The sequence below is a fragment of the Psychrosphaera ytuae genome (genome assembly GCF_017638545.1).
In the GTDB taxonomy this organism is placed as follows: Bacteria; Pseudomonadota; Gammaproteobacteria; order Enterobacterales; family Alteromonadaceae; genus Psychrosphaera; species Psychrosphaera ytuae.
In genome coordinates this window covers 3,279,857-3,293,608 of the sequence record NZ_CP072110.1, presented here as the reverse complement: position 1 = coordinate 3,293,608, position 13,752 = coordinate 3,279,857, and the positions used below count along the sequence as shown (strand labels likewise).

The 13,752-nt window shown below is 42.3% G+C and carries 13 protein-coding genes and 1 tRNA gene; 7 read left to right on the top strand and 7 right to left on the bottom strand.

The genetic code is table 11. From position 1 onward, the window contains the following. Positions 1–166: 166 nt before the first annotated feature. From pspC to pspA, 3 genes are read right to left on the bottom strand one after another with little or no spacing between them, the layout of a single operon-like run. Positions 167–595 carry an envelope stress response membrane protein PspC gene (pspC, locus tag J1N51_RS14480; protein ID WP_208831942.1) on the bottom strand — a complete coding sequence of 143 codons (429 nt, stop codon included), beginning with the start codon at positions 593–595 and terminating at the stop codon, positions 167–169. Positions 596–603: 8 nt separating this feature from the next. Then, positions 604–846, bottom strand: a complete 243-nt coding sequence (gene pspB / locus J1N51_RS14475) for an envelope stress response membrane protein PspB (protein ID WP_208831941.1) — start codon at positions 844–846, stop codon at positions 604–606. Between the two features lie 20 nt (positions 847–866). After that, positions 867–1,538, bottom strand: coding sequence for a phage shock protein PspA (pspA, locus tag J1N51_RS14470; protein WP_208831940.1), 672 nt, complete (start codon positions 1,536–1,538; stop codon positions 867–869). Positions 1,539–1,753: 215 nt separating this feature from the next. On the opposite strand from pspA, the gene pspF reads away from it, so the two are divergent. The 7 genes from pspF (at position 1,754) to J1N51_RS14435 (ending at position 8,763) form a co-directional block, all read left to right on the top strand. Beyond that, positions 1,754–2,866 carry a phage shock protein operon transcriptional activator gene (gene pspF / locus J1N51_RS14465; RefSeq protein WP_208831939.1) on the top strand — a complete coding sequence of 371 codons (1,113 nt, stop codon included), beginning with the start codon at positions 1,754–1,756 and terminating at the stop codon, positions 2,864–2,866. After that, on the top strand, positions 2,853–4,481 hold the full coding sequence (locus J1N51_RS14460) for an ABC transporter substrate-binding protein (RefSeq protein WP_208831938.1): 1,629 nt from the start codon (positions 2,853–2,855) through the stop codon (positions 4,479–4,481). Before pspF ends, J1N51_RS14460 begins: the two co-directional genes overlap by 14 nt. Beyond that, positions 4,478–5,512, top strand: coding sequence for an ABC transporter permease (locus J1N51_RS14455; protein WP_208833459.1), 1,035 nt, complete (start codon positions 4,478–4,480; stop codon positions 5,510–5,512). Before J1N51_RS14460 ends, J1N51_RS14455 begins: the two co-directional genes overlap by 4 nt. Next, positions 5,499–6,392 carry an ABC transporter permease subunit gene (locus J1N51_RS14450; RefSeq protein ID WP_208831937.1) on the top strand — a complete coding sequence of 298 codons (894 nt, stop codon included), beginning with the start codon at positions 5,499–5,501 and terminating at the stop codon, positions 6,390–6,392. Before J1N51_RS14455 ends, J1N51_RS14450 begins: the two co-directional genes overlap by 14 nt. A gap of 4 nt (positions 6,393–6,396) precedes the next feature. Next, positions 6,397–7,392 carry an oligopeptide/dipeptide ABC transporter ATP-binding protein gene (locus tag J1N51_RS14445; RefSeq protein WP_208831936.1) on the top strand — a complete coding sequence of 332 codons (996 nt, stop codon included), beginning with the start codon at positions 6,397–6,399 and terminating at the stop codon, positions 7,390–7,392. Further along, positions 7,392–8,165 carry an ATP-binding cassette domain-containing protein gene (locus J1N51_RS14440; protein ID WP_208831935.1) on the top strand — a complete coding sequence of 258 codons (774 nt, stop codon included), beginning with the start codon at positions 7,392–7,394 and terminating at the stop codon, positions 8,163–8,165. The genes J1N51_RS14445 and J1N51_RS14440 overlap by 1 nt, the downstream gene beginning before the upstream one ends. A gap of 139 nt (positions 8,166–8,304) precedes the next feature. Then, complete coding sequence (locus J1N51_RS14435; RefSeq protein WP_208831934.1) at positions 8,305–8,763, top strand: nuclear transport factor 2 family protein; 459 nt, start codon at positions 8,305–8,307, stop codon at positions 8,761–8,763. Positions 8,764–8,831: 68 nt separating this feature from the next. On the opposite strand, the gene J1N51_RS14430 is transcribed toward J1N51_RS14435, so the two are convergent. From J1N51_RS14430 to lon, 4 genes are all read right to left on the bottom strand, one after another. Then, the gene (locus J1N51_RS14430) at positions 8,832–10,697 is read right to left on the bottom strand and encodes a SurA N-terminal domain-containing protein (RefSeq protein ID WP_208831933.1); all 1,866 of its coding nucleotides are present in this window, start codon (positions 10,695–10,697) and stop codon (positions 8,832–8,834) included. An 85-nt stretch (positions 10,698–10,782) separates the two neighbouring features. Next, positions 10,783–10,859: transfer RNA gene (locus tag J1N51_RS14425), tRNA-Asp, on the bottom strand. A 16-nt stretch (positions 10,860–10,875) separates the two neighbouring features. Further along, the gene (gene hupB, locus J1N51_RS14420) at positions 10,876–11,148 is read right to left on the bottom strand and encodes a nucleoid-associated protein HU-beta (protein ID WP_208831932.1); all 273 of its coding nucleotides are present in this window, start codon (positions 11,146–11,148) and stop codon (positions 10,876–10,878) included. Positions 11,149–11,351: 203 nt separating this feature from the next. Continuing rightward, entirely contained in the window at positions 11,352–13,703 is a 2,352-nt protein-coding gene (gene lon / locus J1N51_RS14415; protein ID WP_208831931.1) for an endopeptidase La, read from the bottom strand. Between the last annotated feature and the right edge of the window lie 49 nt (positions 13,704–13,752).

Sequence of the window (13,752 nt, the reverse complement as noted above, 5' to 3'; positions counted from 1 at the left end):
TGCCCCCAATTGGGCCAATAAGTAGACTCTGCTCGAAAATGGGTAGAGTTAATAATCTAATCGATTCAAAAACAAATGAAGGGATGTAAAAGTAGATTTACAGCTATTTGGCATAGCGCGAATATTAAAAGACTGGCATAAAAAAATGGCCCTTGGGCCATTTTTATTACAAGCGATTGATTTCTCGCTTGATGGTAAATTCATTGGAAGTGACATAAGTTTCCATCGCTCTTATGCGCTCGTCTATTCCTTCAAACTGGTTCACGATATCCCTGAAGGCTTGGCGAGGTGGCTCACCAACTTGGTAAACACTGCGTTTCACTTCAACCATGCGGTCGATGTTTTGATTAGCCGGTTTCCAACTGGTTTTGTTGGTACTCACATCCAGTGGGTCAACTTCCTTTTTATCAAGAATGAACCAAGCTGCAATATACGCGACGACAAAAAAACCACCTGAAAAGATCACTCCACTGAACCAAATCACTCGAATAATCCACGTCTCTATGTTGGTGTATTCAGCAAGGCCGGCACACACACCGGCGATTCTTCCATTTGCTGAGTCGCGCATTAATCGTTTGTTTTTAAACTTTTCCATGCTGCCTCCTATTGGACATTACGTCCGCGCCAGCCAGGTGCCTCAACATCCAAGATACTTTCTAGAGTCTTAACACGTTCACCTAACGCTTCTGCTTTTCTAGCCAAAGCTGCAAGCTCCTGCAGCTCTTGTTCATTCAACCCTTGGCTAACTTGCTTCTTACTTCTGTAGTGCATGATTAGCCAAATTGGCGCAACAAAAATCATAAATAAGATGATTGGTGCTACTAATATACCGACTACATCTCCCATCGCTGACTCCTAGTACTTAATTATTTTTTAGCTGGCTTTTTGTTCAACTTCGCTTTAAGCGCTGCTAATTCGCCATCTACTTTTTCTGCTGATTCCAATTCAGCAAACTCATCTGCTAACGATTTGTTCGATAGGTCGTAAGATTCCACTTCTGCTTCTAAGTTGTCAATTTTGCGCTCGTATTGTTCAAAACGAGACATTGCATCATTGAGCTTATTGCTGCTTAGCTTACTCTTAACATCCAAACGAGAACTCGCAGTCTTGCCACGCATCAAAATCGTTTTTTGACGGGCCTTTGCGTCTTCTAACTTAGATTGTAATTGACCAATTTCATCTTTAAGTCGATTAACCTGGTCATCGAGTGCCGTTAAGTCTTTTTTGTAGCTATTAACTTGCTCTTCACACTTTTGTTTTTCTATGAGTGCTTGGCGTGCTAAGTCTTCTCGGTCTTTCGACAATGCGAGTTCTGCTTTACTCTGCCAGTCTTCCACTTCATTTTCTAGGCGTTCAATCATTCGCGCTACATCTTTTTTATCAGCTAACGTACGAGCTGATGAGGAGCGAACTTCAACCAATGTGTCTTCCATTTCTTGAATAATTAAACGCACCATTTTTTCAGGGTCTTCGGCTTTATCAAGCAACGAATTAATGTTTGCATTTACTATATCTGCAAATCTTGAAAAAATTCCCATAGTACTTACCTCATGTTGGTTATTTGAACGTTTCCGTTCTAGATACAAAGACCGAAATCTTCATGTGGTGTTAGTTATACAGATTTCTTGCCAACTTCCACGATTAACTCAAACCACTGTTTTATATAAATTTATTTATTTTCAAAAGAACTCTTCCCGTTTCGTCTCTTTTCAAATAGACTAGATTTTAGTGATTTTAACCAACTGTTGAAACTATGAATAACTTTAGAAGCAAAGACAACCTAATTGGCCAAGCAAACTCTTTTTTAGAGGTATTAGAAAAAGTTTCACAGTTGGCACAACTCAACAAGCCTGTATTAATCATCGGTGAACGAGGAACGGGTAAAGAGCTCATCGCAGCCCGTTTACACTACTTATCGACCCGTTGGGATCAAAACTATGTCACATTAAATTGTGCAGCGCTCAATGAAAACCTTCTTGAAAGTGAGTTATTTGGTCACGAGTCTGGTGCGTTTACCGGCGCTGGTAAGCGACACGAAGGTCGTTTTGAAAGAGCCAGTGGCGGTACCTTATTTTTAGACGAATTAGCCAACACCAGTGGTCTTGTGCAAGAAAAGCTACTCAGAGTCATCGAATACGGCGAGTTTGAGCGTGTTGGTGGTACCAAAACCGTTAAAGTAGATACCCGATTGGTCTGTGCCACAAACGAAGATCTCCCAGCCTTGGCTGAAGCTGGTGAGTTTCGTTCTGATTTACTCGACCGATTGGCGTTTGACGTTATTACATTGCCCCCACTGAGAGAGCGACGCGAAGACATTATGGTTTTGGCCGAGCACTTTGCTATCTCAATGGTTAAAGAGTTGGGGTGGGAGTTGTTTAGCGGCTTTTCTCGCAAAGCCAAAGAATTTTTAATGGAATACGATTGGCCAGGTAACGTTCGTGAACTTAAAAACGTAGTTGAACGAAGTGTTTATCGGGCTGCAAACCCACATGTTCCGGTCCATGAGATCGTCATAGATCCATTTGCGAGCCCTTACCGACCGCAAAAACGCATCAAAACTCATGACCGACAAGCTGAACAGCCTCAGCCAATTAGTCAACCAGCTCATAATTCTGTCGCGGAAAGCACATCTCAACCTGTTATTCCGCAACCAACTGGATTACAATCAGAAATAACGTTTCCTTTGGATTTTAAAGCGAGCAGCCAAGAGTTCGAAATCAAGGTGATTCAGCAAGCTCTTAAGCACTGTCATTACAATCAAAAGAAAACCGCCGAGCAGCTTGGGGTTACCTACCACCAGTTGCGCGGATACTTAAAAAAATACAATTTATTAGATAACAGCTTGGAAAAGAATGGTGAATACTAGTCGTTTGATACACACTCTAACCGTGATGCTTAGTAGCATTGTGTTAGCAGCCTGTGATATTGAACAAGACTCAGAACTCGCCACTAAAACCTTGTTATACTGTAGTGAAGGCTCACCTGAGTCCTTCAACCCCCAGTTGGTCACTAGCGGCACCACAATTGATGCAGTCTCCCAACAGCTATACAACCGCCTAGTAAAAATTAACCCAGATACGGGTCAAGTAGAGTCAGACATCGCAAGAAAAGTGATCGTGTCGAGTGATGCCATGAGGTATCGATTTTACTTACACAAAGGTATTGAGTTTCACAGTACCGATTATTTTACCCCGACTAGAACGCTCACCAGCTCTGACATTCTATTCTCGTTCTCTCGGTTGTTACATGAAGATAATGTCTTCCACAAGGTCGGTGGTGGACAATACCCGTTTTTTGAAGGTATCGGTCTTGACGATTTAATCGAGCAAATTATTGTCGTTGATGACCTAACGATAGAATTTAGATTAAGTGATCCACAAGCGTCGTTTCTTGCTAATTTGGCAACTGACTTTGCGGTTATATTGTCGGAAGAATACGGACAATATTTAGTTGAACAAGGCCGCCCCGAAGCTATTGATACTCAGCCTATTGGCACTGGCCCTTTTAAGTTTTCTGAGTACAAACGTGATCACTATATTCGTTATGTAAAACACGAAAAGTATTGGCAACACGACTCGGCGCTCCAGCAGATCATATTTGACATTACTCCTGATAACTCAACCCGACTAGCTAAGTTATTGACCAAAGAGTGTGACGTATTGGGCTATCCGTCGGCATCTGACGTTGGATTTTTAAGAGGAAGACCGGAAATCAATATGATTGAAAGCACCTCAATGAATGTCAGTTATTGGGCTTTTAATACCGAAGTTGAACCATTTAATAACCCAAAGGTTCGCCAAGCATTATCTTATGCTGTCGACCGTAAGGCTATTATTGACGCTGTCTATTTTGGCTTGGCTCAGCCAGCTACGAGCTTATTACCTCCAACATCATGGGCATACAGTGATACTTCGTATGTAAACGAGTTTAACTTAGAAAAAGCCAAAGAATTACTGTCAGAGGCGGGTTATCCAGACGGGTTCGAGATGGACATCTGGGCGATGCCAGTACAAAGGGTATACAACCCTAATGCAGGAAAAATGGCCGAGATCATTCAACAAAACTTGGCTGAATTGGACATTGAGGTCAATATTGTGACCTATGACTGGGGAACGTTTAGAAAAAAACTCGCAGCGGGCGAACACGACTCCGTGTTAATTGGCTGGCTAGCGGATAATTCTGATCCAGATAACTTTTTCCGTCCGCTGTTGAGTTGTGCCGCTGCCCTTGCAGGCTCAAACCGAAGCTTGTGGTGTAACAGAGACTTTGATGGCTTTGTCAAAAAAGCACTGAGTATTACTGACACTAATCAACGCAAGGTGAGTTATCAAAGTGCAGAAAGCATCATTAGCAACCAAGTACCTTTGATCCCTATTGCCCATGCTTCTCGTTATAAAGTTCATAGAGATTATATTAAAAAAGTGAATATCAACCCCTACGGTGGTATCGACTTTTCTGTAACAGAAAAGGACCTCAAATAATGGGTGGATATTTACTGAGAAAGGCCTACCTACTGGTATTTGTTACTGTGGGTGTGACAATTTTCGCATTTTCATTAAACTTTTTATTTCCCGGTGACGCCCTTAGCAATATGACAGGGTTACAGAACATTGAACCTGCCTTGGCAGCCGAGTTATCTAAAATCTACAAATTAGACAGCAATGTGGTGTTTCAGTATTGGGCCTACATAGGGCGACTGTTAGACGGTAACTGGGGCGTTTCTTTTACCAATGGCATGGGCGTTTATTCGCAAGTCTTCAATGTCCTTCCTGCTACTATCGAGTTGGCTTTCTATGCCTTGCTGTATAGTTTTATCGTCGCGATTCCTCTTGGTATCCTAGCTTCTGATGTAAGAAAACCTTGGTTAGACAAACCAATATTGGCGTTGTCATTAATCGGCTTTTCCATGCCAATCTTCTGGTTTGCACTTATCTTGATTTTGATTTTTTCAATTAATTTAGGTTGGTTGCCCATATCAGGCCGGTTGAGTTTGATTTATGAAATTCCGACGGTAACTGGATTTATATTGGTAGATATTTTGTTATCTGATGTCAGTTACAAAAACGAAGCGCTTTACGATGCCTTTAAACACCTTGCAATGCCAACCTTGGTACTTGCGGCATACCCAACCACAGTATTGATAAGAACAACGCGTCAAGCAATGCACAATGTATTAGATACTAGCTATGTCAAAGCAGCAAAAGCCAAAGGTTTGAGTAATTTACAAGTGCTTACTCGCCATGCTCTTCGCAATGGTCTTTTACCAGTAATTCAAATGTTAGGCACCCACTTTGGTACCCTGATAACCCTGGCAATGGTGACAGAAGTCATTTTCTCTTGGCCTGGGTTGGGCTCTTGGTTGGTCGATGCGATTCACCAACGCGACTACCCTGCAATTCAAGGTGGCTTAATGGTCATGTCTGGAATGGTGTTTATCGCCACAATATTGTTCGATATTTTATATATGGCCTTTGATCCATTAGCCAGAAGGCGCGGTTATGGCAAAATTTAGGATTTTCACCTCACCGACTAACTCATCGCCGCTACGTCAGTTGTGGCGTTTTTTCCAGCGCAACCATTTTGCTCTCGTTGCGTTTTGGGTGTTTTTGGGACTCATCTTAATTTCAATTTTTGGTCCTTTGATTGCGCCATATTCGCCTTATGAACAGCATGCAGAGCAACTTTTGATTGCCCCTGCTTGGGAATCGTCAGGCAGTATTACCTATCTATTTGGCACTGACGGGTTAGGTCGAGATATTTTATCTCGGTTGTTACTCGGAATTAGCTTTTCGTTTGGTCTCGCTTTAGTAGCGGTTATCTTAGCGTTGAGCATAGGTCTACTGATTGGAACATTAGCGGGCTTTAGCAAGGGCATTCGTTCGAGTATTCTCAACCATATTTTAGACGTCGCGCTTATCATGCCATCGTTGTTAATCGCGATTGTTATAGTGGCAATTCTTGGACCTGGCATCGACAATACATTTTGGGCTGTCGTTTTAGCCATGTTGCCGCAGTTTATTCACCATGTAAGAACAGAAGTGGCAGAGCTGTTGAACAAGGACTTTGTAATCGCCTATCGTTTAGATGGCGCAAACAACTGGCAGCTATTTCGTTATGCGCTATTACCCAACATGTTCGAAGGAATCGTCATATTTTCGGCAATGGCAATGTCCTCAGCGATTTTAGATATTGTCGTGCTAGGCTTTATTGGCCTTGGTGCTCAGAGTCCCGAGCCTGAACTAGGCACCATGATTGCTGAAAGCCTCGATGTATTTTATTTGAGCCCTTGGACCGTTATGTTACCTGGTGTCGTTTTGTTTGTGTGTATATTGTCAGTTAACATTGTTGGCGATGGTTTGCGTCGTGCGTTAAAAGACAGAAGGGATTTGTAACTCGATGAAATTATTAGATATCAGAAACTTAAACATTGAGTTATTGACCAACGACGATCGAATCCGCGCCGTTGAATCGGCCAACTTTTCGATGAAAGAAGGTGAAGTCAGTGCCCTCATTGGCGAATCGGGTTCAGGTAAAAGTCTAATAGCCAAAGCACTTGTAGGTGTATTAAATAATCGCTGGGAAGTGACCGCGGATCGACTTCATTTCATGGGTGAAGACCTTAATCGCAAGAGTGACAAAGAGCGCCGAAAAATAATTAGTCGTGACGTTTCTATGATTTATCAAGAGCCGCGTCGCTGTTTGGATCCGACCGCAAATATATTCTCACAACTTGAAGAATCTCTTCCTGACCGCGAGTTTTCAGGTTGGTTTGGCAGCCGTAAATCGCAACGCGTAAAACTATGTTCTAACCTTTTACACAAAGTCGGCGTCAAAGACCACCGAGCGATATTTGAATCCTACCCGCATATGTTGTCGGAAGGTGTGTGTCAAAAGATCATGATTGCCATGGCAATTGCGAAAGAGCCTAAGCTTTTGATTGCTGACGAGCCAACAACGGCGCTGGAGAGTACAACATCCTTGCAGGTCATTAAGTTGTTAAAAAGCCTAAATCAACTTAAGGATATGGCGGTTATATTTATCACTCACAACTTAAATACTATAACAAGCTGGGCTGACACTATTAACGTAATGTATTGCGGTCAGCTTATTGAGAGCGGTAAGACACAAAAAATATTGAGTGCTCCAATGCACCCTTACACAAAAGCCCTGTTTGATAGTGAACCTGACTTCAAAAGTGGCGACATCGATAAAAAAGAACGGCTCTATACCTTAAAAGGGACAATTCCGACCTTACAGCACCTCCCTGCAGGGTGTCGACTCGGACCGAGATGTCCTAATGCCCAAAAAGCCTGTGTAAAAATGCCTGAACAACGCAAAGTGAGAGGCCAACAATTTAGATGTCACTACCCATTACAGGAGTTAACTAAGTAATGGAATCCATCGCCCTATTCTCAGTTAAAGAGCTGTCTAAAACCTACACTGACAAATCTAATTGGTTTAAAAAAGGTCGTGACGTCACCATTGGCCCTGTCAGCTTTGATATGCACCGTGGTGAGACTATCGCCATAGTTGGAGACGCGGGTTCAGGTAAAAGTACTATAGCTCGATTATTGGCCGGTGCAGAATTACCAGACACTGGAAAACTATTTATCGGTGACGATGAAGTAAATTGGCATGACTCCAAATTCTTTTGTCAAAATATTCGAATGATATTTCAAGACGCGCAAAAGTCTCTCAACCCAACGGTTCGTATTGGCGATCAGCTTGAGCAACCTCTGTTATTTAATACCAGACTTGATAAACATCAGCGCTTAGAGCGAATTTATGACGCCTTGCGCAAAGTTGGCTTGTTACCCGAGCACGCGAGCTATTACCCTCATATGTTTTCTGGTGGTCAAGCACAGCGGATCGGAATAGCCCGAGCACTTATATTAGATCCCCAAATCGTTATCATAGATGAAGCCCTGGCGCCTTTGGACCCATCTTTGAGGGCACAGGTCATTAATCTTCTTTTGGACCTGCAAGAGACGTTACAGCTCACATATATCCTTATTTCCCATCAAATATCATTGGTTCGTCATTTAAGTGACCGAATCTTTATTATGGACCAAGGCCAAATCGTAGAACACGGCAAGGTCGAAGACGTATTTGAAAACCCTCAACACGCAAAAACACAAAAATTACTCAAGTCCCTCGACATGTAACTTTGTATGGCGTGAAACCTCTTTCTATCTTTGAACGTGGCACTCACTTTGCAATTTTCCTACTTCAAAGTGGTTGCAGCCACTTTATTTGGTCTGCATTCCTAACTTATTACAAAATAAACCAAAAGAAGGTCAAACCATGAGGTTACGTTCTACATTTTTATCACTTTCTACGACAGCAGCAATACTGTTTAGTGGATCATCAACGGCGTCCACACCAAAACTAAACGAAGAAATTAAGGCCGCAGACAATGCCTTTTTTAGTGCTTTTAATTCGTGTGATATCGAGAAAATTGCCAACCTTTTCTCAAAAGATCTGGAGTTTTATCACGATATATCAGGACTTAAAGGTTATGAAGAAAACATAATAGCAACAAAAGAGTTATGCGCTCGTAATTTAGGACTTACCCGAACATTAAATGAAGACAGCCATCGTGTATTTCCCGTCAAAAATTTTGGTGCCATTCAAGTTGGAGAGCACACATTCTGTCACGAAGTGAACGGGGTAAACGACTGCGGGACATTTGATTTTACTCATATCTGGAAGCAGACAGAGGATGGCTGGCGCCTTTACCGCGTAGTGAGCTACGGCCATTAGCCACAACAGGGCTAGGAAAACAAAAAAAGCGCCCAAAAGGCGCTTTTCTCTATCATAATCAAAAATGATTATTTAGTGATGTCAGCGTTTGCTTTGCTCGCTTCGATCAGTGCTGCTGTAGCTTGACGGGAAACAACTGACAATAGTTGGTTGGCCATAGGCTCTTCAACCGCAGCGTCCTTAGTCGCAACACTTGATAGTGCAATCACTACTGCATCACCTGTGCTAAGTTCTACAGTATCAACTACTACACCATCTACTGGCTTATGAAGGTCAAAAACAGCATCGCGAACTTGCGCGTTAACTTGGCTATCAAAACGACCTACTTCATCAAATGACGCTACTGTTACCACGTTGTCACTTGCAAGTGAATCTACTGCTGTACCCGCTTTGATCGACTCAGCTAGTTCGTTCGCTTTTGCTACTGCTAATTCAGCCGCTTTTTCACGAGTTACCGCTGCAGTTACCATTTCTTTAACTTCATCTAAAGATTGTGAGCGGGCTGGTTCGTGCTCTGTTACACGGAACACAACTGAGCGCGTGTCATCAATTTCAATCAGATCACTATTTAGACCTTCACCGATAAACTCTTCGTCAAACGCTTTGTTTACAGCAACAGGGTTAGACAACAACGATTGAATTTCGTTATAAGTGATCTTTGCAGTTGTTTTAAGCTCTAAGCCAGCTTCTTCTGCAGCTTCAACAAGAGTATCAGGCATTTCGAAAGCTAACTGGCTAACTTTGGTTTGCGCTTCAATATAAAGCTCGTCAATTTTAGACTGCTTAAATTGCTCTTCAATAGAATCCTTTACGTCTGCGAAGTTCTGAACAACAGATTCTTGGAATTCTGTAAGCTTAACAATGTGGAAGCCTGATTCAGATTCAAATGCATTTGAGACATCACCTACGTTTTCTAAACCGGCAACAGCATTGTCAAATGCTTCGCCAAATAAGCCTGCTTCAAACCATTCAAGGTCACCGCCGTTTTCGGCACTAAAGCTATCCTCTGAGTACTCTTTTGCAAGCTCTTCAAAGCTTGACCCATTGTCTAGCTTAGCTTTGATTTCTTTGATACGTTGCTCGGCATCATCTGCCGCTTCAACTAAGATATGTGAAATACGACGACGCTCTGGAGTCGTGTACTCATTGATATTTAATTCGTAGTAATCATTTAAGTCCGACTCAGTAACAGCAACTTTGTCAGCTAATAAATCAGCATCAATCATGATGTACTCAAGAGCGATTTTTTCTTGAGTTTTGAAGTTGTCTTTGTTTGCCTCAAAGTACGCTTCTAGGTCAGCTTGTTCTACGTTTACTTGGCTTACCAACTCTGACGCTGATACAGTCAGTTGCTTGAATGTGCGTACTTGATTCGCTAGCTCTGAGTAGTAATTCTTTTCGTGGTTCAATACAAACTCTGAACCCATGATTGCGCTGTTGTATTGTGAGCGAACCATTTCTTCGCGAAGATAATCACGGAACTGACTAGGTTGGAAACCTGCCTGACGTAAAACCGCTAAATAAATATCGTTGTCAAATTGACCCGCGCGTTGGAAGTTTGGCATTGCGACGATGGCTTTTTTGATTTGCTCGTCACTTACGCGAATACCTAGGTCCTTGGCTTGTTGGCGTTGAAGCTCTTGAACAATCAAGCGGTCCAAAACACCCTGGCGCAAGTTTGCAACGTAGTTTTCGTCAGCCAATAGTTGGTCAATTACTTCACCAAACTGAGACTTCATACGATTTGTCTCGTTTTGGTATGCTTCTTCGACTGCAGATTGTGTGATTTCTACACCGTTAACCGTTGCTAATGCTGTGTCAGCTTTGCTGTTGATGTAACTACCAATACCACTAATGGCAAAGGTGAGTATCACCAAGCCAAGAATAATTTTGGCTGCGATTCCTTGAGAACCTTCTCTAATTCTTTCTAGCATTGTTACTTCTCTTTGCTGAGTTGAATGTTTCTTGTAAAAAAAAACGCATCTTATCAGATGCGCTTTAATGCTTGAACTCTTTTATTGGCGGAACGGACGAGACTCGAACTCGCGACCCCCGGCGTGACAGGCCGGTATTCTAACCAACTGAACTACCGCTCCCCATAAAATTGATTAATTAGTTACAAGCGTCTTTAAGCGCTTTACCCGCTTTGAATGCTGGAACTTTAGCTGCAGCGATTTCGATAGTCGCACCAGTTTGTGGGTTACGACCTGTGCGAGCTGCACGCTCACGAACAGTAAATGTACCGAAACCTACTAGAGCAACAGAATCACCTTCCTTAAGAGCACCTGTTACTGACTCAATGAAAGAGTCTAGTGCACGGCCCGCAGAAGCTTTAGAAATGTCAGCGCCTTCAGCGATTTTTTCGATTAATTGAGACTTGTTCACAATTTCATCCCCTATATTGTTTTTTTATTTTTTTAGAGTCGTTCTTTATTTTTTTTTGACTCATTATCTTTGCGTCCCTATTGAACGCTAGACGTTAATTTTATTAGTGAAGGTAGGCTCGCCAACCCTCCTAGCCCCAATAAACTAGCACAGTCGGCGGTTTTGAAAAGCCTTTTTTACAAATTTTCGAAAAAAATATGCATTTATGCACAATTTTCCGTCGAAATTCGCTCAATTGGCTGACTTAATGCGACTTCTAGCACTTCGTCAATCCACTTCACAGGCTTGATCGTTATGTCCTTTTTGACATTATCTGGAATTTCTTCCAAGTCACGCTCATTCTCATGAGGAATAAGTACCGTCTTAATGCCACCTCGGTGAGCTGCAAGTAACTTCTCTTTTAAGCCACCAATCGCCAAGACTTCACCACGTAACGTAATTTCACCTGTCATTGCTACATCAGCTTTAACAGGGTTACCGGTCAAGCTTGAAACTAAAGACGTTACCATTGCGATACCCGCACTTGGGCCGTCTTTTGGAGTAGCCCCCTCTGGTACGTGAATATGAATGTCGCGTTTTTCAGAAAAGTCTTCATTAATACGAAGAACCTCAGCTCGGCTTTTGACTACTGTCATCGCCGCTTGAATCGACTCTTTCATTACATCACCGAGTGAACCCGTATAAACAAGCTTACCTTTACCCGGAACCGTCGCACATTCAATCGTTAGCAAATCACCACCAACTTGAGTCCATGCTAGACCTGTCACTTGACCGATTCGGTCGTCTTCGTCGGCTTTACCGTAATCATGGCGTTGAACACCTAAGTACTCAGCGAGATTATTCTCATCAACTGTCACCGACTTAACATTCTTATCGGTTAAAATTTGGGTAACAACTTTACGACAAATCTTAGAGATCTCTCGTTCTAAGCTACGTACACCCGCTTCACGCGTGTAGTAACGTACAATATTAATTATTGCTCCGTCGGTTAACGTTAGCTCATTGTCTTTTAATCCGTTGCGCTTTTTCTGTTTGCTTAGTAAATGCTGGTTAGCAATATTCAGCTTTTCGTCTTCGGTATAACCCGCTAAACGAATGACTTCCATACGGTCTAATAAAGGACCAGGAATATCCATGCTATTCGAGGTCGCAACAAACATGATGTCAGATAAGTCATAGTCGACTTCTAAATAGTGGTCGTTAAACGCGGCATTTTGCTCTGGGTCTAACACTTCTAGTAGAGCCGAAGATGGATCACCGCGCATGTCAGAGCTCATTTTGTCAATTTCATCCAATAAGAACAGCGGGTTTTTCACCCCTACTTTACTCATTTTTTGAATAATCTTGCCTGGCATGGAGCCAATATAGGTACGGCGATGACCACGAATTTCAGCTTCATCACGAACGCCACCTAATGCCATACGCACATATTTACGACCTGTTGCTTTAGCAATTGATTGACCTAGTGATGTCTTACCAACACCTGGAGGACCAACTAAACATAAAATTGGCCCTTTGAGCTTACTAATACGCTGTTGTACAGCAAGGTACTCAATAATGCGCTCTTTAACCTTGTCTAAACCATAATGATCAGCATCGAGTATTTCTTGTGCTTTGTTTAAGTCGCGCTTAACTTTACTGCGCTTTTTCCAAGGTACACCGGTCATCCAATCAATATAACCACGAACGACAGTGGCTTCGGCTGACATGGCAGACATCATTTTTAATTTTTTAAGTTCAGCACGCGTCTTTTGCTCAGCTTCTTCTGGCATGCTGGCTTCTTCGATCTTTTTCTCAAGCGCTTCAAACTCATCAACGCCATCTTCAGATTCGCCAAGCTCTTTTTGAATGGCTTTCATTTGCTCATTCAAATAGTATTCACGCTGACTCTTTTCCATTTGCTTTTTGACGCGGCTGCGGATTTTTTTCTCCACTTGAAGCAGGTCAATTTCGCCTTCCATTAGCGCCATCAAATATTCGAGGCGCTCTCTTACGTCCTCAATTTCTAATGCTTTTTGCTTTTCGTCTACTTTTAATGGCATATGTGACGCCATGGTATCCGCTAAACGATCAGCATCGTCAATCCCTGTTACGGAAGTCAAAACCTCTGGTGGGATTTTTTTGTTTAACTTGATGTAACCTTCAAATTGGTTAATTGCAGAGCGAATTAATACTTCTTCTTCCCTCTCGTCTGCTTGAGGCGGCTGAATTAGCTCAATTTGACCTTCAAAAAACTCTTCTGTTTCAGTGAATTGAACAATCTTACCGCGCTCATTACCTTCAACAAGAACCTTTACAGTACCGTCTGGTAGTTTTAACAATTGCAAAATAGTCGCGACCGTACCGACTGAGTACATGTCATCTGGTTGTGGATCATCATTGGCAGGATCGGTTTGAGCAACCAAAAATATCTTTTTATCCTTTTCCATCGCTTGTTCTAGACACGCAATAGACTTTTCCCGACCGACAAAAAGGGGAATGACCATATGTGGATAAACGACAACATCCCGTAAAGCTAAAATAGGAATGTTAGAGTATTCTGCGTCATGCGTCATATTCGAAAGTTCTCTGAATTCTAATTAGTAGTCTAAGAGTATATGGGGT